The following is a 22178-nucleotide window of genomic DNA, read 5'->3' as shown; positions in this document are numbered from 1 at the left end:
CTACCTGGGGCCGGCGCTTCTTCTAAGCGGCCGCTTCGGCCTTGTCGACGGCAACACGCGGCACCGGTTGCGCCAACGCGTCCACAAAGTCCGGCGCCAGTGCCAGCTTGCCGAACCAGCCGTGCTGGGTGCCGCTGAGCACCCGCAACATATGCCCGCGTCCGCCGGGCACGCGTCCCATCGGGCGCAGCAGCAGATCGCGCCCGTGCGCCCAGAGATCGCGCTCGGACTGGAACAGCGGCGTCAGCCAACGGCTCCAGCGGTGATAGATCGCCACATGCGCCTGGCGCTCGCGCTGATAGTGCTGCAAGGCCGCATCCAGATCGGCGCCGACCCGCAAGGCATCGCGCAGCGCCAACGCATCCAGCAGCGCCATGTTGACGCCCTGCCCCAGCTGCGGACTCATCGCATGCGCGGCATCGCCGGCCAGCACGAAGCGGCCGCGATGCCAGCGTGTCACCACCGCGTCGCGATAACTCGCACGCGCCAATGCGCCATGCACTTGCACGGTCTCCAGACGCGCATGTGCATCCGGCCACATCTGCGCAATCTCCTGCCGCCATGCGGCAATGCCGCGCTGTTCCCACGCGGCAAAATCGCTGCACGGCAGGCTCCAGAAAAAACTCAGCCGCGGGGTGGCGTCGTCCGGGCGCGTACCCACCGGCAGCAGGCCGATCATCTTGCGCGCGCCGATATAGCGCTGGCGCAACTCATCGACGAACGGCCAGTCGTCGCGTGGCAGCAGGCACCACAACGCACCCCACGGATACACCCGATCCAGCCGCGTGCCCTGCGCCTGCGCGCGCAAGCTCGACGCAGAACCATCGGCGGCGATGATCAGATCGTAGGGGCCATGCCAGTGCCCGCGCTGGTCCTGCACGCGCGCGCCGTCGTGATCGATCGCGGTGATCCGGGTATCCACATGCAGCTGCGCGTGCTCCGGCCAGGCCTCGCGCAACAGCGTAAACAAGGCGCCGCGCTGCATCCCCAGGCCCATCAGCCGCGCATCCAGATCGCGGTACTGCATGTCCATCACCGCGCGTCCGCACGGCGTTTCGCCATACAGCCGGCGCACCGGTGCGCCATGCGCGAGCGCCTGTGGCAGCAGGCCCATCTTCCACAGCACCTGCAACCCGCTGGGCTGCAGCAGGAAGCCCGCTCCCACCGGCCCTGGCGTGGCGGCACGTTCGAACACGTCCAGCCGGTGGCCGTCGGCGCCCAGCAGCACCGCCAGTGCCTGCCCCGCCGTTCCATAACCCACTACCGCAATGCGCAATGCTCGCTGCATGTCCTTCGCTCCCTGGACGGCACCGACCCCGCATGGGCCGATGCAAAAAAAACCCCGCCGTGGCGGGGTTCTTCAACCGCACAATCGAGTCACATCACTCGACCGGCGTGATGTTCGAAGCCTGGGCACCCTTGGGGCCCTGGGTCACGTCATAACTGACGCGCTGGCCTTCCTGCAGGCTGCGGAAGCCCTTGGAGTTGATCGCGGAGAAGTGCGCGAAGACATCGGCGCTGCCGTCCTCCGGTGAGATGAAGCCAAATCCCTTGGCGTCGTTGAACCACTTGACGGTACCGTTCGGCATGGTGATGCGAGACCTTTGCAATAATTAATGGGTGGTGTACGGCGATGCGTACGCGCCGAGTATGCAAAGCTTATGCCCCGATGACAATCACCCGCGTGCAAGTTCGCCGATCAGCTCCGGCAATCCGGACGAGGCGGCATCGACGTTGGCCAACACCTCCGCCATGGTGATTTCCTGCGCGTCGCCACAGCCGGCCGCCCAGTTGGCCACGATCGCCAAACATGCATATTCCAGGCCTTTTTCGCGTGCCAGAGCCGCTTCGGGCATGCCGGTCATGCCGACCAGATCGCAGCCGTCGCGACGCATCCGGGCGATCTCTGCAATCGTTTCCAGTCGCGGTCCCTGGGTTGCGCCGTAACATCCGCCGGCGACCATCGTGACGCCGGTCACCTTGGCGGCGGCGATGACCTTGCTGCGGAACATCGGCGAATACGGATGGCCGAAATCCACGTGCTGCACCTCGCTGCCCGACTCCTCACAGAAGGTGGACACGCGGCCCCAGGTGTAATCGATCAGCTGATCCGGGCACGCCAGCACGCGTGGGCCGAACTGCTCGGTGATGCCGCCGACGGTATTGAGCGCCAGCACCCGCGCAGCACCGATTTGCTGCAGCGCAGCGATGTTTGCGCGGTAATTCACCTTGTGCGGCGGCAGCGAATGGCCTTCGCCATGACGCGCCAGGAATGCCACGCGGTGGCCCAGCAACATGCCCACGCGGATCGGGCCGGAGGGCGCGCCATACGGTGTTTCGATGTCGTGCGTCTGCACCTGATCCAGCTGTGCGAGCTTGTAGACGCCGGTGCCGCCGATGACGGCCAATGCGATGGAAGTGGAGGACACAAGCAACCTCTGCAACGAAGGACAGAATGGTGACGCGCAGCCCTGCGCGCCGGGCTGCCCGCAGCGACGCGGGCAAACTGGGGCAGTTACTGCTTCATCGCGTAGATGGCGGGAATGCCGCGCAGCTGCTCGTTGACGTCCATGCCGAAGCCGAACACGTAACGGTCTGCCACTTCCACGCCGACGTAGTCGGCGGCCACACCAGGCACGCAACGGTCGTGACGCTTGACGGTCAACACCGCCACGCGCACGTCGGTGGCGCCCTGCTCCAGGCACCACTGGCGCACGCCCTGCAGCGTGTAGCCCTCGTCGAGGATGTCGTCGACCAGGATCACCCGGCGACCGAACAGCGCAGTGGCCGGACGGTGCTTCCACACCAGCTCGCCGCCGGTGGTTTCGCCGCGGTAACGGGTGGCATGCAGGTAATCGAACTGCAGGTCCTGGCCGCGTGCGCCCAGCTCCAGCGCCAGCTGCCCGGAGAACGGCAACGCGCCGTGCATGATGGTGAGATATACCGGCACTTCGCCGGCATAGTCGCGCGCGATCGCGTCGGCAATGCTGGCGACAGCCGCATCGATGGCAGGGCGGTCGACCAGCAGATCGGCTTGGGCCAGGGCCTGGGAAATGGTGAGCGTGGACATCAGGCAGTTGTTCCGAAAGAGGCGGAAAGGGGAGTGGTGAATGAGGCGTCGGAGCCGGCGAGCAGGCCATCCCAGCCCAGCGCGCCGCGGCCGATCAGGCCGATCAATGCTGCGGTGTTGAGGCTGCGGCCCTGCACGGCCTGCAGCGATTCGTCGACCAGTTCCGGGTGGCAGACCAGCACCACGTCGCAACCGGCATCCAGATGCGCATGCACCCGGCCGGCCACGCCGCCGGCGCTGAACGAGGCAGCCATGCCGATGTCGTCGGAGAACACCACGCCGCGAAAGCCCAGTTGCCCGCGCAGGATCTGCTCGATCCAGCGCGGCGAATAGCCGGCCGGTTCCGGGGCGACCTGCGGGTAGACCACGTGCGCCATCATCACCGCGTCGGCACCGGCCTCGATGCCGGCCATAAACGGCAGCAGATCTTCGGCCAACAGGACCTCCAGCGGACGCGGGTCGCTGGCATGGTCGACGTGGGTGTCTTCCAGCACGGTGCCGTGGCCGGGGAAATGCTTGAGCGTGGCGGCCATGCCGGCGCCGTGCAGCGCCTGCACATAGGCGCGGGTGAAGCTGGCCACGATCTGCGGATCGTCGCTGAAGGCACGATCGCCGATGGCGCGGTTGCCGCGGCCCAGATCCACCACCGGTGCGAAGCTCAGGTCCACGCCGCTGGCACGCACTTCGCTGGCCATCAGCTGCGCATGCGCGCGCGCGGCGGCGAGCGCGGCCTCGGGGTCCTGCGCGTACTGCGCGCCGAAGCTCTGCAGCGGCGCCAGGGCGCTGTAGCCGTCGCGAAAGCGCTGTACGCGCCCGCCTTCCTGGTCCACGCAGATCAGCACCGGGCGCGGTGCGGCCGCGCGGATGGACGCAGACAGCTCGGCCACCTGCGTGCGCGAGGCGAAGTTGCGCTTGAACAGCACCACGCCGGCGACCGCGTCGTGCTGCAGCCAGTCGCGTTCCTGTGCGCTGAGTTCGGTACCGGCAACGCCGATCAGAAGCATGTTGGGGGACTCCCGGGCCAGGCGCCACGTTGGCGCAGCGCGGCATTGTCGCAGATGCGCGTTGCAGCGTCAGATCGCGCATTCAGGCAGGCCCGTGTCTCGGGCCGTCTCGGCCCGGTCGCTGCCCTTCGGCTGCAGCTCAAAGCACCTCCAGATTCGCCCGCCAGTGCGCGGCCTGCGCCTGCACCTGCTCCAGTACCTCCGGTGCCATGGCGTCGAGCTGCCGGTAGGGCAGCGCCAGGCGCTCGTTGGCGCCCAGCAGCGTGCGCTGCCGCGCCAGGAAATCCCAGTACAGCGCGTTGTACGGACAGGCCTGCGGGCCCACCCGCACCTTGCGCTGATAGCGGCAGCCACCGCAGTAATCGCTCATGCGGTCGATGTAGGCCGCGCCGCTGATGTACGGCTTGCTGCCGAGCAGGCCGCCGTCGGCGAACTGGCTCATGCCGACCGTATTGGGCAGCTCCACCCACTCGAACGCATCGATGTAGATGCCCAGGTACCAGCGATGCAGGGCCTGCGGGTCCAGCCCTGCCAGCAGCGCGAAATTGCCGATCACCATCAGCCGCTGGATATGGTGCGCATGCGCGTTGGCCAGCGAATTGCCGATCGCATCGGCCAGGCAGCGCATGCCGATCTGCCCGTCCCAGAACCAGTGCGGCAGCGGCGCATGCTGGTCGAGCCGATTGGACAGCGCGTAACCGGGCATCTGCGACCAATACACGCCGCGCACGTATTCGCGCCAGCCCAGGATCTGACGGATGAAGCCTTCCACCGATGCCAGCGGCGCATGCCCGTCATGCAGGGCCGCCTCCGCGCGTGCGATCACCTCGCGCGGATGCAGCAGCTTGACGTTGAGCGCGAACGACAGCAGCGAATGGAACAGCCGCGGGCTGCGCGTGCTCATCGCATCCTCGTAGCGACCGAAGTGCGGCAACGCATGCGTCATGAAGGCATCCAGGTGCTGCAAGGCTTCGTCGCGGTCCAGCGGCCACGGCAGCGCATCGGCATTCGGCGCGCCGAAGCTACGGACCCCGGCTGCCTCAATGACGCTCCACAGCGCGCGGTGATCGTGCGCGGCGCGCCACTCCTGCGGCGCGGGCGGATCGCCTGGCCATGGCGCACGGTTGTCGTGATCGAAATTCCAGCGCCCGCCTTCCGGCTCGCCTGCGGCATCGAGCAGGATCCGGTGGCGACGGCGCATCTTTCGATAGAACACTTCCATGCGCCATTGGCCGCCAGCGCGAAAACACCCGGCCACCTCATCGCGCTCGGTCAGGAAGTGTTCGCTGTCGACCATGCGCGTGGCGAACGGCTGCCGCGCGCACCAGTGCTGCAATGCTTCGTCCAGCCGCCATTCGTCCGGCGCCTGATACTCCAGCTGGCTGGCGCGGTAATGCGCCATCAACGCGTCCAGATTGGCGGGAATCGATTGCCGATTACTGGGATTGTCGATGGCCACATAACGCACCCGATGACCGGCCTGCCGCAGACGCGCGGCAAACGCACGCATCGCCGCGAAGATCGCCAGGATCTTCTGCGCGTGGTGCAGCACGTAGTCGGTTTCCTCGCGCACTTCCATCAGCACGTAGACCACGCCCGCATCGGTGGCATCGAACCAGCTGTGTTGCGGGTTGAGCTGATCGCCCAGGACCAGGCGCAGCGTGTGTGCGGCTGGCTGCGGGTGACGCTCGGCTGCGGTCGCCTCAGGATTGCTCATCTATGCCGGACGCGTGCACGCGCACAAAGCGTCGCAACGATCGAGGTCGCACGCGCGCGCACTGCATAGCGGCACGTGGTCTGTCATGCCTGCGCGGCCCGTTTGCGTTGGCGAACGGCCTGGCGTGCAGACGCGCTCTGCATCGACACGCCAGCGCATATCTCCGCCGCGCATGCCACCGCATCACTCCTGCCCACTGCAGGCGGCATCGCCGGCACACACACGCGCAGCCAAGGCCACACCGCTTTGCCAGGCCCCTTCGACCTTGCCACCGGCCAACCAGTCGCCGCAGATGCCGATGCTCAGCGGCGCATCCCAGGCACAGCCGATCTGCAAGGCAGGCTCAGTGCTGGCCACCGTCCAGCGATACGCATCGCAGGACTGCGGCAGGGGCAGGCCAAGCGCGGCCAACGCGGGCAACACGCGGGCAGTCACCGTTTCAGGCGTTGCGTCCAGATGCGCCCGACTCCAGTCGGCAGTGGCATGCAGCAGCCAGGTTTCCACGCCATCCCTGCCCGGCTTGCTGGCGTTGCGTGCCACCCAGCGCAACGGGCCGGCGTTGACGAACAATGCGTCGTACCCGGGGTCGACCGGCATGTCGAAACGCAGCACCACCGCCCAGGCCGGCTGCATCCGTGCGTTGGCGGCCGTCGTCGCCAGCGTGGGCGCGCTGTCCGCCAGCAATGCAGCTGCAAGCGGTGCCGGTACCGCCAGCAGCACGGTGTCGAAGCGGCAGTTGCGTGTCGTTCCGTCTTCTGTCACCTCCAGTTGCCAGGTGTCGCCACTGCGCTGCAGCGATCGCACAGAGCTGCCCAACCGAACATTCAGGGACGCCGCCAGCGCACGCGCCGGTGCGCCCATGTCCGGCACCCCGACAAAGCGCGTCAACCCGCCCTGCGACGTACGCAGGTGGGTGCCATCCCAACTGGCGACGCGCGCAGGCCAGATCGCCGCGTCACCGCGCGCAATCCATGCATCCACCACTGCGGCAAACGCCGGGTCGCGGGCGGTGAAATACTGCGCGCCGTGATCGCACTGCCAGCCAGCGCCGCCACAGCTGCGCATGCGTCCGCCGGGCAGGTCGCCCTGCTCGAACAACGTCACAGCCAATCCCGAAGCCTGCAGCCGTTGCGCGCAGGCAAGCCCGGCCAGCCCGGCGCCGATCACCGCAACCGTCCTCGATGGGATGGGCCGCGTCATCTCGTCAGCGGCAGGCCGTTGCCACACGCCGCCGGCCGATCACACCGCGCAGCCATCCGGCCCGCAGGCATCGGGACCACCGATTGGCGCCGATTCAGCCGCCAGCTGCAGCAGTGCCTGCGCAAAGCTCTCCGGCGGCTGCGCGCCCTGGATCAGGCTGCGTCCATCGATGACGAAACTGGGCACCGCACGGATTCCCAGCGCAACGGCCTGCGCCAGTTGCGCTTGCACGGCAACGACGCCTTCGTCGGAGTCCAGCAGCGCGCGCACGCGGGCCTCGTCCAGACCGCCGGCGGCCCCGGCAGTCACCAGCGTTGCGGTCGCGCCGACGTCTTGGCCTTCGGCAAAATGCGCATGGAACAAGGCTTCGATCACGGCCTGGACATCGCCCTCGCGGCTGGCCAGCCAGATCAGCCGATGCGCGCGCAACGTGCTGACCTGCACCTGCCCACGCCCGAAATCGAACGGCAGGCCTTCGGCGCGCGCAGTGGCCTGGGTCTGCTCCAGCATCTGCTCCACGCGCGCGGCACCGCCGAACTTTTGCGCCAGCGCATCACGCAGCGGGGTCGGCTCCAGGCCAGCATCGGGGTCCAGCTGAAACGCGTGGTAATGGATGTCCAGCGCCGGTGCCTGCGCACCGAGTGCGGCCACCGCCTGCTCGAAACGGCGCTTGCCGATCCAGCACCAGGGGCAGACCACGTCAGACCAGATATCGATGCGCATGGGCGGGGATTGGAGATTCGTCATTGGGGACTCGCAAAGCATAAACCCAATACCAAGGCAGGGACTGGGGGGGCGCAACGCAATCAGCCCCAACTCCGACGCATCGCGTTAGCTTTTACGAATCCCGAATGCCCAATCCCGAATCCCGACCTACAAATCCCCGCTCCAGTGCTTGAACGGGTGCGAGGCCAGCGCCAGGTTGTAATAGCGCACATCGTCGGTGACTTCGGCGCCGATCCACTCGGGTTTGGCGAAGGCCTCGTCGGCATCGCCGAGTTCGATTTCGGCCACCACCAGCCCGGCGTTGTCGCCGAGGAATTCGTCCACTTCCCACACATGCCCCTGGTACTGGACCAGGTGCCGGCGCTTGTCGATCAGACCGCCGACACACAGCGCCAGCAGCGCACGCGCCTCGACCACCGGAATCGGGTATTCGAACTCCTGCCGGGTATGCCCCACCTCACGCGATTTCAGATTGAGAAACGCGCTCTCGCCCTGGATGCGCACCCGCACCGATGCGTTCTGCGCACCGCTGCGCAGCGCCGCCTGGTCGTTGATATAGCCCTGCGCCATCGGGATCACCGCATGCGCGGCGCTGCGCCAGCCCTCGCCGGTGACCAGGAATTTGCGTTCGATTTCGATGGGCATGGGATTTTGGGGATTAGAGATTCGGGATTGGGGATTGGGGATTGGTCACAGCGGCTAACTGGCGGGCTTAGGGAATGCGCTCCTGCGAATCACCAATGCCCAATCCCCAATCACCGCCTCTCGAACACCGCGATGCTCTCCACATGCGCGGTATGCGGAAACATGTCCATCGCGCCAGCGGCCTTGAGCGTGAAGCCCTGCTCGTTGACCAGGTAGCCGGCGTCGCGTGCCAGCGAGCCGGGGTGGCAGCTCACATAGACGATGCGCTCGAACTTTTTCAGCGGCAGCTGCTGCAGCACTTCCAGCGCGCCCGAGCGCGGCGGGTCCAGCAGCAGCTTGTCGAAGCCCTGCCGCATCCACGCCGCGTTGCGCTGGTCCTGGGTCAGGTCGGCCGCATGGAACTGCGCATTGGCCAGACCATTGCGCTGCGCGTTGTCCCTGGCGCGCGCCACCAGCCCGGCATCGCCCTCCACGCCGACCACTTCGCGCACACCGCGCGCCAGCGGCAGGGTGAAATTGCCCAGCCCGCAGAACAGATCCAGCACGCGGTCGTCCGGCCCGGCGTCGAGCAGCGCCAGCGCATGCGCGATCATCTTCTGGTTGAGCGAGGCGTTGACCTGGATGAAATCCAGCGGCCGGAACGCCAGCTCCACATCCCACTGCGGCAGGCGGAACGACAGCGGCACCTCCTGCGGCCATAGCGGATGCACGCTCTCCACGCCACCGGGCTGCAGGAAGATCGCAAAGCCGTGCGCCTGCGCGAATGCGGTCAGCGCCTGCAGGTCGCGCTCGCTGAGCGCCTGCAGATGGCGGATGGTCAACACCACCGCCTCATCGCCGGCAATGAATTCGATCTGCGGGATATCGCGCTTGCCGTCCAGGCCTTCGACCAACGCCGCCAACTGCGGAATGTTCTCGCCGATCTGCGGGATCACCGTGTAGCAGACCGACAGATCGGCCACGAAGCGCGGATCCAGCTCGCGAAAGCCCACCAGGGTCTTGTCCTTCTTTTCGACGCGACGGACCGAAAAGCGGCCCTTGCGCCGATAGCCCCAGGTATCGCCGACCAGTGCCGGCAGCACCGCCTGCGGTGTGACGTGGCCGATGCGCTCCAGGTTGTCCATCAGCACGCGCTGCTTGGCAACGATCTGCTGCGACTCGTCCAGATGCTGCAGCACGCAGCCGGCGCAGACCCCAAAATGCGGGCAGCGCGGGGTCACCCGCTGCGGCGATGCCTCCAGCACCTCCACTGTCCTGGCCTCGTCGAAATGCCGGCTGCGCGCGGTGGGTTCGGCCCGCACCAGCTCACCGGGCAAGGCGCCACTGATGAAGGTGACCTTGCCGCCCTCGCCATCGCGGCGGGCCACACCGCGCCCGTCGTGGCTGAGGTCGGTGATCGCGGTCTGGAACGGAGTACGGTCGAAGCGGTTTCGGGTTCTGGCCACGTGGCGACGAGCTGCGGGCAAAAAGGGTGCGTATTGTCGCAGATGCGACCGATCCCGGCCGCTTCGCGCGGTGGAACAATTGTCGTGCCCCGCAAACACAGGCACACTTCCGCTGCACGCGGCTGCTAGGACGCGGCATCGCTGACAAGGAGGCAGCATGAACATGGCGACACGCCAGGAACCCCAACCACGCCTCTTGCTGGTAGAGGACGACCCGATCAGCCGTGGCTTTCTGCAGGCGGTGCTGGAAGGTCTTCCCGCCCATGTGGATTGTGCAGACTCGCTGTCGTCGGCACTGGACCGTGCGCGCGCGCGTCGCCACGACCTGTGGCTGATCGACGTCAATCTTCCCGATGGCACCGGCAGCGGCCTGCTGCGCGCACTGCGCCTGCTGCACCCGGACGTGCCTGCACTGGCCCATACCGCAGACACCACCACGGCCATGCAACGCAGCCTGCAGTCCGATGGTTTTCTGGAATTGCTGGTGAAGCCGCTGACCTCCGAGCGCCTGCTGCAGGCGGTGCGTCGTGGGCTGGCGCGCGGCCGCTACAGCGTGGCGCCGGTGGGCGTGGTCGACATTGCCGCCAGCGATTGGGACGAAGCGGCCGCGCTCAGCGCGCTCAACGGCCAGCAACACCATCTCAACGCGCTGCGCGAATTGTTCCTGGCCGAGTTGCCGGGCACCCGCGACGCGGTGGATTCGGCCTTGCAGGTCAGCGACGATCAGGCACTGCGCAGCCATCTGCATCGGCTGCAGGCCAGCTGCGGTTTTGTCGGCGCAGCACGGCTTGCCGGCGCAGTGCGCCTGCTGCGCGGCGACCCGCACTCCAGCACGGCGCAGACCCAGTTCCATGCGGCGGTGGCTGCACTGCTGCACTGAAGGAGGACTGCAGCGCTGTCCCTGGGCCCGGCGCAGCGTTGGCGATCGGAACTGGTGACATTGAGCACCATGCATGACGATGGTTCCGCATGGAGTTCAACGCGCATCCGGCGACTGCTCGCAAGACTGGTAGACCTGCCTTGCGACCCTCAACGCCGCCGCGCCAGATCCTCGAGCATCTCCCAGGATTTGAGCCCGCGTCCACTCAGGTGATGCAGCAGCACGCCCCGCATGCTGCGACGCAGGCCCGGCATGTCGTCGGCCGCCGGCATGACGTCCTGGCCCAATGCCAGCAGCGCCGCACCGGTGACGGTGTCGCGCCGGTCCTGCGCCATCGCCTCGCTCAGTACGCGCAGCGCGCCCTCCTGCGGATCGAGCCGGTAACGCGCCGCCGGGTCGATCGGCTGGCCGTCGCGGTCGTGCTGCAGATCGAACGCAAAGCCCAGGCCATCGAGCACATCGCGCTCGAACTGGCGCAGCCCCCAGGCCAGCGGCAGGCCGGATGCCAGATGCGCACGCGCCTGCGCATAGCAATCGAACAACTCTGGCACCGGGTCGTTGCGCGGCGCCAGGCGCAGCAGCAGTTCACTGATGTAGAAGCCGGCCAGCATGGATTCGCCCGCCAGGCGGGGGGCGGTGTCCAGCGCCTCGGCCTGACGCAGCTGGGCCAGTTCGCCGCGTTGCACCGCAGTGAACTGGATCAACTGCAGTGGCTGCAGCGCGGCCCGCAAGGCCTGCTTGCGAGGCCCGTGCACCCCGCGCGCCAACAGCCCGACCCGGCCATGCTGCTCGGTCAGCACTTCCACCAGCAGGCTGGTCTCGCGCCAGGCCCGCACATGCAGGATGAAACCGCGTTCGTGTTCGATCAGCATGGTCTGTTATGCGGCAGGGGGCGCGATTGCAGGACACAAGAGCGGCCAGCAGCGATGACCGCCGTGAGCCGCTGCCGGCAGCGCAGCTGGTCGCAGCCGTCGACGGCAGCCGCCGCAATGGCCAGGCGCGATCCGGTGCATCGGGACATCGCTTGCATCGCAGCCCCATGTCCGTGCCGGTGCCGGCGACCGCATCGACAGGCTGTCAGCACGTTATCAGCACTGCACTGGCACTGGCGCCAGCCAGGGCCTCACTCGTATCCGAACGCCTTCAATGCCGCTTCGTCGTCCGACCAGCCTTCGCGCACGCGCACCCAGGTCTCCAGGAATACCTTGGCCCCGAACAGGCGCTCCATCTGCAGGCGCGCCTTGCCGCCGATGTCCTTCAGGCGGGTACCGCCCTTGCCGATCACGATCGCCTTCTGGCCTTCGCGCTCGACCCAGATCACCGCGCCGATGCGCAGCAGCGCGCCATCTTCGGCAAAGCGTTCGATCTCCACCGTGGTGGCATACGGCAGTTCTTCGCCGAGCTGACGCATCAACTGCTCACGCACCAGTTCTCCGGCCAGAAAGCGCTGGCTGCGGTCGGTGATCTCGTCCTCGCCGAACATCGCTTCGGCCTCCGGCACCAGCTTGAGCAGGTCGCCGACCAGCGCCTCCAGGCCCTTGCGCTTGAGCGCCGACACCGGATGCACCGCAGCGAAGGTGCGGCCTTCGCTGACCTGGGCCAGGAACGGGAACAGCGCGGTCTTGTCCTTGAGCCGGTCGACCTTGTTGACCACCAGCACCACCGGCACTCCGGCGTCGCTCAGGACCTTGAAGGCCAGGGTGTCTTCGTCGTCCCAGCGGCCGGCTTCGATCACCAGCACTGCCGCGTCCACGCCTTCCAGCGAGCCGCGCGCGGCGCGGTTCATCACCCGGTTCATGGCGCGCTTCTGCTCGCGATGCAGTCCGGGCGTGTCGACCAGCACCAGCTGCCCTTCGGGAAAGGTGGCAATGCCCAGCAACCGATGGCGCGTGGTCTGCGGCCGGTTGGACACGATGCTGACCTTGGCGCCGACCAGGGCGTTGGTCAGGGTGGACTTGCCGACATTGGGCCGGCCGATCACCGCAACGCTGCCGCTACGGTGGGGGGAAGAGGTTTCGCTCACGTGTTGGAATCCAGTTGTGCGATGACAAGGGTGGCCGCCTGTTGCTCGGCGAGGCGACGCGAGCTGCCCTGGCCTTCGGCGCGGGCGACGGGCTGTTCCAGGATGCAGGCGACGTGGAACTGCTTGGCATGTTCGTCGCCGCTTTCGCTGATCAGCGCGTAGGTGGGCAACGGCAGCTGCCGCGCCTGCAGCCATTCCTGCAGCCGGGTCTTGGGGTCTTTCTCTGCCTTGCCCACCGGCAGCGCCGCCAGCGAGGGCTCGAACCACGGCAGCACCACCGCGCGGCAGCGTTCGAAGCCGCAGTCCAGATAGATCGCCGCGACGATCGCCTCGACCGCGTCGGCCAGGATCGAATCACGTCGATGGCCGCCGGATTTCAGCTCGCCCGGCCCCAGCGTCAGCCGCTCGCCCAGATTGAGGGTGCGGCCGATCACCGCCAGCGCCCCCTCGCGTACGAGTTCGGCACGCGCGCGGGTCAATGCACCTTCGTCGGCCTTGGGCCAGCGCTGGTAAAGCGCCTCGGCGACCAGCAGGTTGACGATGCCGTCGCCGAGAAATTCCAGTCGTTCGTTATGTGGTGTCCCGGCGCTGCGGTGTCGCAGCGCCTGGGCGAGCAATCCCGGATCGGCAAACGCATGCCCGATCGGATCGCCGCGCTGGAAAGTCCTATTCGCCACCACGTCCCGTCATGTCCTGGGACGTCTCGAATTTACCGACGACATCCAGATTGCCGATCAATTCGCGGCGAACTTCGTAGTTAACCTTCATGCGCCAGCCACCATCGACGCGCTCGAACTTGACGTCCTCTTTCTTGACGTTTTCCGAGTAGTTGATGTACAGCCGACGAAAGAACAGATCCTGCAACTTGGACGGATCCATGTTGGCGCTGTCGGGTTCCTTGGCCAGGCCTTTCATGGCCGTGCGTACCGAATAGTATTCCTGGTACATCGGAAACAGCTTCATTCCGATATACAGCGCGAACCCCACCACCGCCAGCACCACCACGAACGACGTCAACGTCATACCGCTCTGCTTGCGCTTCATTGTGCTTCCCCCGGCACGCCGTGCGTGCATTACTGGATTCCGGTCCCGATCCGCGACGGATCGAAACTCCCCTTGCAGAACCACCCTTCGCAATTGAGCCAAATCAGGAACGCCTTGCCGCGCAGGTTGGCTTCCGGCAGGAAGTGCGTCTGGGTCCAGAACCGGCTGTCTTCGCTGTTGTCGCGATTATCCCCCATCACGAAATAGCTGTCCGCCGGCACGGTCCAGTCACCCTGCCCGGCCGGCATGTTGCGATCGACCCACTCCAGCACCGTGTGGGTGCGGCCCGGCAAATCCTCGACCAGCAAGGTGGTGCCGGTCATCTCGGCGCCCTTGCCCTTGCCGATGTATTCGCCCTTGACCGTGTAGCGCATCGGCTTGTCGTTGATGTACAGCGTATCGCCGTGGAAGCCGATCTTGTCGCCCGGCAGACCCACCACGCGCTTGATCCAGTTCTGGTCCGGCGCATGCGGCGGCTTGAACACCACCACGTCGCCACGCTTGGGCTCGCCGGTCGGGATGAACTTGGTATTGGTGATCGGCAGACGGAAACCGTAAGCGAACTTGTTGACCAGGATGAAATCGCCGATCAGCAGATTGGGCATCATCGAACTGGACGGAATCTTGTACGGCTCGGCCACGAAGCTGCGCAGGATCAACACCACTGCCAGCACCGGAAAGAAGGCGCGCGAGTAGTCGATGATGGCCGGCTCGCTGTCCAGCAGACCGGCGCGTGCCGCGCGGCGCTTGGCCAGGAACAGCTTGTCCAGCAGCCAGATGAAGCCGGTGCCCAGCGTCAACACAACCAGGGCGATTTCAAACCATTTCATTGATGTTCCTTCGGAACGGGATTTGGGATTGGAGATTGGGGATTCGCAAAAGCACGGGGCTGGCAAGTCGTTGCCAATCCCCAATCACGACTCCCGAATCCCTGCTACTTATCCATCTGCAAGACAGCCAGGAAGGCCTCCTGCGGAATCTCCACGCGGCCGACCTGCTTCATGCGCTTCTTGCCTTCTTTTTGCTTTTCGAGCAGCTTCTTCTTGCGCGAAACGTCGCCACCATAGCACTTGGCCAACACGTTCTTGCGCATCGCCTTGACCGTGGAGCGCGAGATGATTTGCGAGCCCACGGCGGCCTGGATCGCCACGTCGAACATCTGCCGCGGGATCAGATCCTTCATCTTTTCGCACAGTTCGCGGCCGCGCCGGTCGGCGTAGCTGCGGTGCACGATGATCGACAGCGCATCGACCTTGTCGCCATTGATCAGCGTATCCACGCGCACGAACGGGCCGGCATCGAAACGCAGGAAGTGGTAATCCAGCGAGGCGTAACCGCGCGAGACCGACTTGAGCTTGTCGAAGAAATCCAGCACCACTTCGGCCATCGGCAACTCGTAGCTGATCTGCACCTGGCTGCCCAGGTAGTTGATGCCGATCTGGGTGCCGCGCTTTTCCTCGCACAAGGTGATGATGTTGCCGACGTAATCGGGCGGGGTGAGGATGTTGGCGCGGATGATCGGCTCGCGGATCTCTTCCACGTTATTGAGCGGCGGCAGCTTGGATGGATTGTCCATCGGGATGATGCTGCCGTCGGTCTTGAGCACCTCGTAGACCACGGTCGGCGCGGTCGAGATCAGGTTGAGGTTGTACTCGCGCTCCAGCCGCTCCTGCACGATCTCCATGTGCAGCATACCCAGGAAGCCGCAGCGGAAGCCAAAGCCCATCGCTTCGGAGCTTTCCGGCTCGAAGCGCAGCGCCGCATCGTTCAGGCGCAGCTTGTCCAGCGCCTCGCGCAGATCCGGGTAATCCTCCGCATCGACCGGAAACAGGCCGGCGAACACGCGCGGCTGCATTTCCTGGAAACCGGGCAGCGCATGCGGCGCCGGGTCGGCCGCCAGGGTCAGCGTGTCGCCGACCGGTGCGCCGTGCACGTCCTTGATCGAGGCGTTGATCCAGCCCACTTCGCCCGCGCCCAGCGCGGCGAGCTCCTTGCGCTTGGGCGTGAACACGCCGACCTTGTCGACCAGATGAGTACGGCCGGTGGACATCACCAGGATCTTGCTGCCCGGCTTGATCTCGCCCTGCATCACGCGCACCAGCGACACCACGCCCAGGTAGTTGTCGAACCAGGAGTCGATGATCAGCGCCTGCAGCTTGTCGGTGTCGCGTGGCTTGGGCGGCGGAATCCGCTGCACGATCGCTTCCAGCACCAGATCGATGTTCAGACCGGTCTTGGCGCTGACCGCAACCGCGTCTTCGGCGTCGATGCCGATCACCGCTTCGATCTCGGCCTTGGCCCGCTCGATGTCGGCGGTCGGCAGGTCGATCTTGTTGAGCACCGGCACCACTTCCAGGCCCTGCTCCACCGCGGTGTAGCAGTTGGCGACCGACTGCGCTTCCACGCCCTGGGCCGCATCCACCACCAGCAGCGCGCCTTCGCAGGCGGCCAGCGAGCGGCTGACTTCATAGGAGAAGTCCACATGCCCGGGGGTGTCGATGAAGTTCAGGTGGTAGACCTGCCCGTCCTTGGCCGTATACGGCAAGGACACCGACTGCGCCTTGATGGTGATGCCGCGTTCGCGCTCGATCGGGTTGGAGTCCAGGACCTGGGCCTCCATCTCGCGCGCCTGCAGGCCGCCGCACAGCTGGATGATCCGGTCGGCCAGGGTGGATTTACCGTGGTCGACGTGGGCAATGATGGAGAAGTTGCGGATATTCCGCATTGAATCAGAGGACATTGAGGTGGGCGCCGGCGGTGCCGTCGTCAGGGTAACGCAGCATTATCGCACGCTTTGGAGCCGGGATTTGGGAGTGGGGATTGGGGATTCGAAAAGGCAGAACAAGAGCAGGCACCCGCGAACAGGAGCCTGCTTTTGCCAATCCCGAATCACCAATCCCGGCTTCCGTTAGCCGCCGGCCTTCAAGGCCACATAGCTGGTCGCCTTGCCGTCAGTGACCAGCAGCATGACCACGTCGCCCTTCTTGTAGCTGGACAGGGCGCGGTTGAGGTCGGCGACGCTGCCGACCTTGGTGCGGCCGACGCGGGCGATGACCAGGCCCGGCGACAGCGGCGGTTGGGTGCTGCGTGCTGCCGCGCCGGTCACCGAGGCGATGCGCACTCCCTCGCCGGCCTCCAGGCCCAGGCGGCTGCGCTCGGCAGCGGTGAGATCGGCGACCTGAAGGCCGAGCAGTTCCACGCTGGCCGGGGCGCTGGGCTTGGCGTCTTCGGCCGCGGTACGCGGGGCGGCGTTGCCGGCGGGGTTGTCCAGCGTCGTCAGGGTGACGGCCACCTTGCGCGGCTTGCCATCACGCAACACGTCCAGGTTAACCTTGGTGCCCGGCGCCATCAGCCCGATCATCGGCGGCAGATCGCTGGCGACATCGATCGGCTTGCCGTTGACGGCGCGGATCACATCGCCCACCTCGATTCCGGCCTTGGCGGCTGGGCTGCCGGGCGGAATGTCGTTGACCAGCGCGCCGCGCGTATCCGGCAGGCCCAGGCCCTGCGCCTTGAGCGAGTCGATCGGGCCGACCGCCACGCCCAGCATGCCGCGGCTCACATGGCCGGTGGCCTTGATCTGCTCGGCAGCGCTGAAGGCCAGGTCGATCGGGATCGCAAAACTGATGCCCATGTAGCCGCCCGACGCGGAGAAGATTTGCGAATTGATGCCGACCACCTCGCCGCGCGTGTTGAGCAAGGGGCCGCCGGAGTTGCCCTGGTTGATTGCCACGTCGGTCTGGATAAAGGGCACGTAGCGCTGGTCCGCATACGGATTGCTGCGCCCGGTGGCACTGACGATGCCGGCGGTGACCGAGTGATCCAGACCGAACGGCGAGCCGATCGCCACCACCCACTGGCCCGGCTTGAGCGTGTTGGAATCGCCCAGGCGTACCGTCGGCAGGCCCTTGGCCTCGATCTTGAGCAGCGCCACGTCGAACTGCTCGTCGCTGCCGACCACCTTGGCCTTGAACTCGCGGCGGTCGGTCAGCTTGACGGTGACCTCGCTGGCGCCATCGACCACATGGTGATTGGTCAGCACATAGCCGTCGGCGGAAATGATGAAGCCCGAGCCCATCGACTTGCCGGCGATGCCGCCATCGTCATCGCCGCCCTGGCCCGGCCCCTGCCGCGGCCCGCCCGGCATCTGGAAATCCGGCCCGAAGAAGCGGCGGAAGAATTCCGGCATCTGCTCGTCGCCGGGCATCGCGCCGCCGTCCTGCCCACCGCGCCGCTGGCGCGCCATGGCGTCCTTGCGGGTGATGGTGGTTTCGATATTGACCACACCCGGGCCGACCTGCTCGACCAGATTGGTGAAGTCCGGCAAGCCGGCCACCAGCTGCGGAGCCGGGGTGGCGCTGCGGTTGGCGGCAATCGGAACAACATCCTTGGCCGTGGGCGCGGACTGCTGCGCGCAGGCGGCCAGCGGCAGGGTCATGGCGATCAGGCCGAACATCTGGGTGCGAATGCGATGGTTCATCAGGTTGCCTCCGATGGCAGGGCGACAGGGGCCAAAGCCCCTGCCACTGCAGGGGTCCGGCACGATAACGGGAGGGAGGGCGCCGAACGGATGAAGATCGGCGGCGACATCAATCCTGCGGCGGCTGCACCGGCAGCGGCCGGTTGGGCGCGGGGCTGGCAACACCCTGCGGCGCAGGCTCGAACGGATAGAACGCGGTGCCCTGTCCGCCTTGGCGGAAGCTGGCATTGAGCGGACTTTCACCGGCACCGGACAGCGCCGCGCGCGGCCATGGGCGTGCCTGCAAGGTGGTATCCGGATGCGTGAACGGATTCGATGGCGACACCGCACCGGCCGTGGCCGTCGTCGAAGCAGGAGCAGCGGACGCCAGCATGCGGGTCGGCACCTGCTGCTGACGCGCGGCGACGCTGCGGGCGACCTGCTGGTTGCGCGTGGCCGCGCCACGGCGCGTGGATGCCAGCGCGGCGGCCGGCACCGCTGCGGCCAGCGCGGCCACCTCATCGGGAGCGGCCGGGCCGGGCTCGGCCGGACCCTTTGGTGCTGCGGGCGTGGCGGGGGCCGGCGTGGCCGCCGGCAGCTGCGCTGTCGTGGCGAACACCGGGACCTGCTCGGCCGGCGGTACGGTCTCGGGCAGGCGCTCGCGCGCCATGAACAGGGCAATCGCCGCGACCGATGCTGCAATCGCTGCGCCACCACCCCAGCGCCAGCGCGTGGCCGCGCGCGTGGCTGGCTGCGCCTGCGGCACCGGCTCGTCGGCAATGGCGCTGCGCACGCGCGCGGCAAAATCCAGCGGTGCCGGCGCGCTGGCCGCACCGCGCAGCACATCGCCGCACAGCTGCCAACGCTCGTGGCAGCCGGCCAGTTCCTCGTCGTGGGCCAGGCGGCGCAGCAGGAAGCGCGACTCGTCGGCGCTCAATTCGCCATCCACCAGCGCAGACAGCTGCTGACGGTAGTGACGCTCGAACTTGTCGGTGGTGGACATGGCAGGGTTATGGCTCATACACGGTGTCGCTCACGGGTGGCGCTTTCGGTCTCCAACAGAGGCCGCAGCTCGATGTCGATGGCCTCGCGCGCCCGGAAGATGCGCGAGCGCACCGTTCCGATCGGGCAATCCATCTTTCGCGCGATTTCGTCGTAGCTCAGCCCTTCCACCTCGCGCAGGGTGATGGCCGACCGAAGTTCTTCCGGCAGGGCTTGGACCGCACGCATCACCGTTTGTTCCAGCTCCTGTCGCATCAATTCGCGCTCCGGAGTGTCGGTATCGCGCAGGCGGGTGGCACCATCGAACTGTTCGGCATCGCTGATCTCGATATCGTCGGTGGGCGGGCGGCGGTTGTGCGCAACCAGATGGTTCTTGGCAGTGTTGACGGCAATGCGGTGCAACCAGGTATAGAACTGGGAGTCGCCACGGAAACTGTTGATCGCGCGGTAGGCGCGCACAAACGTATCCTGGGCCACGTCCTGGCACTCGCTCCAGTCGGCGATGTAGCGCCCGATCAACGCAACGATGCGGTGCTGGTATTTGCGCACCAGCACATCGAACGCTGCGCTCTCGCCGCGCTGCACACGCCGGACCAGTTCCAGGTCCAGCTCCTGAGGTATATCGACTTCGGCCATGTCGGGCCGCACTCCTGTCAGCCCACCGAAGTCGGGCAATGAGACAACCAATGAAAAGAAAAGTTCATACCGACCCGGACGATCGTCACGCATCAGACTAGCTGCACCGATGCGCCACTGGCGACGCCTCGCACGAGGCGCGCGCCGCCCTGCCGACAGGTATGGGTATTTGACGTGAAGGAAACAACCTCTGGATGATAACGACCTTTCCTTATATCTCCGGACGGCCAGACGCATGCTTCCAGGTTTCGACGGGCTCCGATTCAGCCATTGGCAGGCCGACCTGCGCGAGGACGGCGTGGTCGTGCTCAGCCTTGATCGTCAGGGCGCACCGGTCAACGCGTTTTCGCAGGAGGTGCTGCTCGAACTGGGCGCGCTGGTCGAACGTCTGGCGCTGGACCCGCCCAAGGGCGTGGTGCTGCGCTCGGGCAAGCCCAACGGCTTCATCGCCGGCGCCGACCTGAAGGAATTCCAGGAGTTCGACCGCAAGGGCACCGTCAACGATGCGATCCATCGTGGCCAGAGCGTCTTCCAGAAGCTGGCCGAACTGCCCTGCCCCACGGTGGCGGCGATCCACGGCTTCTGCATGGGCGGCGGCACCGAGATTGCGCTGGCCTGCCGGTATCGCGTGGCCTCCGACGATGCCGGCACGCGCATCGGCCTGCCGGAAACCAAGCTCGGCATCTTCCCCGGCTGGGGCGGCAGCGCCCGCTTGCCGCGCCTGATCGGTGCGCCGGCGGCGATGGACCTGATGCTGACCGGTCGCACCGTCGCGGCCAAGGCCGCACGCGCGATGGGCTTGGTCGACAAGGTCGCCGCGCCCGCGGTGCTGGTCGATGTCGCCGCCGCGCTGGCGCTTACCGGCAGCAAACGCCCGTTCAAGCAGCGCGCCACCGCGTGGGCCACCAATACCTTGCTCGCGCGCAAGCTGCTGGCGCCACAGATGCGCAAGCAGGTCGCACGCAAGGCGCGCAAGGAGCATTACCCGGCGCCCTACGCCCTGATCAACGTGTGGGAACGCGCCGGCGGCAGCGGCATCCAGGCGCGCCTGGCGGCCGAGCGCAAGGCGGTGGTCAAGCTCGCCAGCACGCCGACCGCGCGCAACCTGATCCGCATCTTCTTTCTCACCGAGCGCCTGAAGGCACTGGGCGGCAAGGATGCCGGCGCTGAGGCGCTGGCTCCGATCCGCCATGTGCATGTGGTCGGCGCCGGCGTGATGGGCGGCGATATCGCGGCCTGTGCGGCGTACAAGGGCTTCGAGGTGACGCTGCAGGATCGCGAGCAGCGCTTCATCGATACGGCGCTGGGCCGCGGCGCCGAGTTGTTCGCCAAGCGCGTCAAGGACGAGGCCAAGCGGCCGGCGGTGGCGGCGCGCCTGCGTGGCGACCTGGCCGGCGCGGGCGTGGCGCAGGCGGACCTGGTGATCGAAGCGATCATCGAGAACCCGCAGGCCAAGCGCGAGCTGTATCAGTCCATCGAGCCGCAGCTCAAGCCAGATGCCTTGCTGACCACCAACACCTCGTCGATTCCGTTGACCGAGCTCCGCGGGCATATCCAGCGCCCGTCGCAGTTTGCCGGCCTGCACTACTTCAATCCGGTATCGATGATGCCGCTGGTGGAAATCGTGCAGCACGACGGGCTGGATCCGGCCAACGTCGCGCGCCTGGCGGCATTCTGCAAGGCGCTGGACAAGTTCCCGGTACCGGTGGCCGGCACCCCGGGCTTCCTGGTCAATCGCGTGCTGTTCCCGTATCTGCTCGAAGCGGCCACCGCCTATGCCGAAGGCGTACCGGGCCCGGTGCTGGACAAGGCCGCGGTGAAGTTCGGCATGCCGATGGGGCCGATCGAACTGATCGACACGGTGGGGCTGGACGTTGCCGCCGGCGTGGGCGCGGAGCTCGCACCGTTCCTGCACCTGCCGATTCCGGCGGCGCTGGCCACTGTAGAGCCGGGCAAGCGCGGCAAGAAGGACGGCCAGGGCCTGTACAAGTGGGAGAACGGGCGCGCGGTCAAGCCCGAGGTCGCCAGCGGCTACGAGGCGCCGGCAGACCTGGAAGATCGCCTGATCCTGCCGCTGCTCAACGAAGCCGTCGCCTGCCTGCACGACGGCGTGGTGGCCGATGCGGACCTGCTCGACGCCGGCGTGATCTTCGGCACCGGCTTTGCCCCGTTCCGCGGTGGCCCGATCCAGCACATCCGCAGTGTCGGCGCCGACGCCTTGCTGGCACGTCTGCAGGCACTGCAGGCGCGCTATGGCGAGCGTTTCGCGCCGCGCCCGGGCTGGCAGTCGCCGTTGCTGCGTGAACCGGTGGAGTGAACCGTCGACG

Annotated in this window: 21 protein-coding genes; 2 read left to right on the top strand and 19 right to left on the bottom strand. The window is 66.8% G+C overall.

Translation table 11 applies throughout. The features are described 5' to 3' along the window. Positions 1 to 22: 22 nt before the first annotated feature. The 10 genes from AC1PLS_RS06705 to rlmD all read right to left on the bottom strand — a co-directional run bounded on the left by AC1PLS_RS06705 (position 23) and on the right by rlmD (position 9807). A complete protein-coding gene (locus AC1PLS_RS06705; RefSeq protein WP_184431772.1) occupies positions 23 to 1288 on the bottom strand; it encodes an FAD-dependent oxidoreductase in 1266 nt (421 codons plus the stop codon). A gap of 94 nt (positions 1289 to 1382) precedes the next feature. Beyond that, entirely contained in the window at positions 1383 to 1589 is a 207-nt protein-coding gene (gene cspE, locus AC1PLS_RS06700; protein ID WP_003488188.1) for a transcription antiterminator/RNA stability regulator CspE, read from the bottom strand. Positions 1590 to 1676: 87 nt separating this feature from the next. Next, on the bottom strand, positions 1677 to 2429 hold the full coding sequence (locus AC1PLS_RS06695) for an S-methyl-5'-thioinosine phosphorylase (RefSeq protein ID WP_184431774.1): 753 nt from the start codon (positions 2427 to 2429) through the stop codon (positions 1677 to 1679). Positions 2430 to 2515: 86 nt separating this feature from the next. Then, positions 2516 to 3070, bottom strand: a complete 555-nt coding sequence (locus tag AC1PLS_RS06690; protein WP_016903731.1) for a hypoxanthine-guanine phosphoribosyltransferase — start codon at positions 3068 to 3070, stop codon at positions 2516 to 2518. Then, positions 3070 to 4074 carry a beta-N-acetylhexosaminidase gene (gene nagZ, locus AC1PLS_RS06685; protein ID WP_024938024.1) on the bottom strand — a complete coding sequence of 335 codons (1005 nt, stop codon included), beginning with the start codon at positions 4072 to 4074 and terminating at the stop codon, positions 3070 to 3072. The genes AC1PLS_RS06690 and nagZ overlap by 1 nt, the downstream gene beginning before the upstream one ends. A gap of 139 nt (positions 4075 to 4213) precedes the next feature. Continuing rightward, complete coding sequence (locus AC1PLS_RS06680; protein ID WP_184379874.1) at positions 4214 to 5791, bottom strand: cryptochrome/photolyase family protein; 1578 nt, start codon at positions 5789 to 5791, stop codon at positions 4214 to 4216. Positions 5792 to 5974: 183 nt separating this feature from the next. Next, entirely contained in the window at positions 5975 to 6991 is a 1017-nt protein-coding gene (locus tag AC1PLS_RS06675; protein ID WP_184379872.1) for an NAD(P)/FAD-dependent oxidoreductase, read from the bottom strand. Positions 6992 to 7030: 39 nt separating this feature from the next. After that, entirely contained in the window at positions 7031 to 7714 is a 684-nt protein-coding gene (locus AC1PLS_RS06670) for a DsbA family oxidoreductase (RefSeq protein ID WP_184379870.1), read from the bottom strand. A 150-nt stretch (positions 7715 to 7864) separates the two neighbouring features. Continuing rightward, positions 7865 to 8362, bottom strand: coding sequence for a CYTH domain-containing protein (locus tag AC1PLS_RS06665; protein WP_102581090.1), 498 nt, complete (start codon positions 8360 to 8362; stop codon positions 7865 to 7867). A 110-nt stretch (positions 8363 to 8472) separates the two neighbouring features. Continuing rightward, positions 8473 to 9807, bottom strand: coding sequence for a 23S rRNA (uracil(1939)-C(5))-methyltransferase RlmD (rlmD, locus tag AC1PLS_RS06660; protein ID WP_184379868.1), 1335 nt, complete (start codon positions 9805 to 9807; stop codon positions 8473 to 8475). Between the two features lie 157 nt (positions 9808 to 9964). Here rlmD and AC1PLS_RS06655 point away from each other — a divergent pair, with 157 nt between their 5' ends. Beyond that, on the top strand, positions 9965 to 10687 hold the full coding sequence (locus AC1PLS_RS06655) for a response regulator (protein WP_046342105.1): 723 nt from the start codon (positions 9965 to 9967) through the stop codon (positions 10685 to 10687). A 149-nt stretch (positions 10688 to 10836) separates the two neighbouring features. On the opposite strand, the gene recO is transcribed toward AC1PLS_RS06655, so the two are convergent. The 9 genes from recO to rpoE all read right to left on the bottom strand — a co-directional run bounded on the left by recO (position 10837) and on the right by rpoE (position 19851). Then, the gene (recO, locus tag AC1PLS_RS06650) at positions 10837 to 11559 is read right to left on the bottom strand and encodes a DNA repair protein RecO (protein WP_024938031.1); all 723 of its coding nucleotides are present in this window, start codon (positions 11557 to 11559) and stop codon (positions 10837 to 10839) included. Between the two features lie 251 nt (positions 11560 to 11810). Then, the gene (era, locus tag AC1PLS_RS06645) at positions 11811 to 12710 is read right to left on the bottom strand and encodes a GTPase Era (RefSeq protein ID WP_024938032.1); all 900 of its coding nucleotides are present in this window, start codon (positions 12708 to 12710) and stop codon (positions 11811 to 11813) included. Beyond that, positions 12707 to 13387, bottom strand: coding sequence for a ribonuclease III (gene rnc, locus AC1PLS_RS06640; protein WP_039511552.1), 681 nt, complete (start codon positions 13385 to 13387; stop codon positions 12707 to 12709). Before rnc ends, era begins: the two co-directional genes overlap by 4 nt. Continuing rightward, entirely contained in the window at positions 13377 to 13784 is a 408-nt protein-coding gene (locus AC1PLS_RS06635; protein WP_024938034.1) for a DUF4845 domain-containing protein, read from the bottom strand. The genes rnc and AC1PLS_RS06635 overlap by 11 nt, the downstream gene beginning before the upstream one ends. Further along, positions 13784 to 14584, bottom strand: coding sequence for a signal peptidase I (gene lepB, locus AC1PLS_RS06630; RefSeq protein WP_011036465.1), 801 nt, complete (start codon positions 14582 to 14584; stop codon positions 13784 to 13786). The genes AC1PLS_RS06635 and lepB overlap by 1 nt, the downstream gene beginning before the upstream one ends. Before the next feature lie 104 nt (positions 14585 to 14688). Then, positions 14689 to 16479, bottom strand: a complete 1791-nt coding sequence (lepA, locus tag AC1PLS_RS06625) for a translation elongation factor 4 (RefSeq protein ID WP_024938035.1) — start codon at positions 16477 to 16479, stop codon at positions 14689 to 14691. Between the two features lie 183 nt (positions 16480 to 16662). Next, positions 16663 to 18234, bottom strand: a complete 1572-nt coding sequence (locus AC1PLS_RS06620; RefSeq protein WP_184431776.1) for a DegQ family serine endoprotease — start codon at positions 18232 to 18234, stop codon at positions 16663 to 16665. A gap of 109 nt (positions 18235 to 18343) precedes the next feature. Further along, entirely contained in the window at positions 18344 to 19234 is an 891-nt protein-coding gene (locus AC1PLS_RS06615) for a sigma-E factor negative regulatory protein (RefSeq protein WP_184431778.1), read from the bottom strand. After that, positions 19231 to 19851 carry an RNA polymerase sigma factor RpoE gene (rpoE, locus tag AC1PLS_RS06610; protein ID WP_046342100.1) on the bottom strand — a complete coding sequence of 207 codons (621 nt, stop codon included), beginning with the start codon at positions 19849 to 19851 and terminating at the stop codon, positions 19231 to 19233. Before rpoE ends, AC1PLS_RS06615 begins: the two co-directional genes overlap by 4 nt. Before the next feature lie 235 nt (positions 19852 to 20086). Between rpoE and AC1PLS_RS06605 the strand changes: the two genes are divergently transcribed. Continuing rightward, entirely contained in the window at positions 20087 to 22168 is a 2082-nt protein-coding gene (locus AC1PLS_RS06605; protein WP_481104292.1) for a 3-hydroxyacyl-CoA dehydrogenase NAD-binding domain-containing protein, read from the top strand. Positions 22169 to 22178: the final 10 nt, after the last annotated feature.

The organism is Xanthomonas sp. NCPPB 3218, assembly GCF_056725185.1.
The sequence above is the reverse complement of the archived record's forward strand: the minus strand, read 5'-3'. Positions and strand labels throughout refer to the sequence as shown.

Coding starts and splice junctions, on each gene's coding strand:
- AC1PLS_RS06705 (WP_184431772.1), bottom strand. CDS start 1,288: ATGCAGCGAGCATTGCGCATTGCGGTAGTGGGTTATGGAACGGCGGGG.
- cspE (WP_003488188.1), bottom strand. CDS start 1,589: ATGCCGAACGGTACCGTCAAGTGGTTCAACGACGCCAAGGGATTTGGC.
- AC1PLS_RS06690 (WP_016903731.1), bottom strand. CDS start 3,070: ATGTCCACGCTCACCATTTCCCAGGCCCTGGCCCAAGCCGATCTGCTG.
- nagZ (WP_024938024.1), bottom strand. CDS start 4,074: ATGCTTCTGATCGGCGTTGCCGGTACCGAACTCAGCGCACAGGAACGC.
- AC1PLS_RS06680 (WP_184379874.1), bottom strand. CDS start 5,791: ATGAGCAATCCTGAGGCGACCGCAGCCGAGCGTCACCCGCAGCCAGCC.
- AC1PLS_RS06675 (WP_184379872.1), bottom strand. CDS start 6,991: ATGACGCGGCCCATCCCATCGAGGACGGTTGCGGTGATCGGCGCCGGG.
- AC1PLS_RS06670 (WP_184379870.1), bottom strand. CDS start 7,714: ATGCGCATCGATATCTGGTCTGACGTGGTCTGCCCCTGGTGCTGGATC.
- AC1PLS_RS06665 (WP_102581090.1), bottom strand. CDS start 8,362: ATGCCCATCGAAATCGAACGCAAATTCCTGGTCACCGGCGAGGGCTGG.
- AC1PLS_RS06655 (WP_046342105.1), top strand. CDS start 9,965: ATGAACATGGCGACACGCCAGGAACCCCAACCACGCCTCTTGCTGGTA.
- recO (WP_024938031.1), bottom strand. CDS start 11,559: ATGCTGATCGAACACGAACGCGGTTTCATCCTGCATGTGCGGGCCTGG.
- AC1PLS_RS06635 (WP_024938034.1), bottom strand. CDS start 13,784: ATGCACGCACGGCGTGCCGGGGGAAGCACAATGAAGCGCAAGCAGAGC.
- lepB (WP_011036465.1), bottom strand. CDS start 14,584: ATGAAATGGTTTGAAATCGCCCTGGTTGTGTTGACGCTGGGCACCGGC.
- lepA (WP_024938035.1), bottom strand. CDS start 16,479: ATGCGGAATATCCGCAACTTCTCCATCATTGCCCACGTCGACCACGGT.
- AC1PLS_RS06620 (WP_184431776.1), bottom strand. CDS start 18,234: ATGAACCATCGCATTCGCACCCAGATGTTCGGCCTGATCGCCATGACC.
- AC1PLS_RS06615 (WP_184431778.1), bottom strand. CDS start 19,234: ATGAGCCATAACCCTGCCATGTCCACCACCGACAAGTTCGAGCGTCAC.
- rpoE (WP_046342100.1), bottom strand. CDS start 19,851: ATGGCCGAAGTCGATATACCTCAGGAGCTGGACCTGGAACTGGTCCGG.
- AC1PLS_RS06605 (WP_481104292.1), top strand. CDS start 20,087: ATGCTTCCAGGTTTCGACGGGCTCCGATTCAGCCATTGGCAGGCCGAC.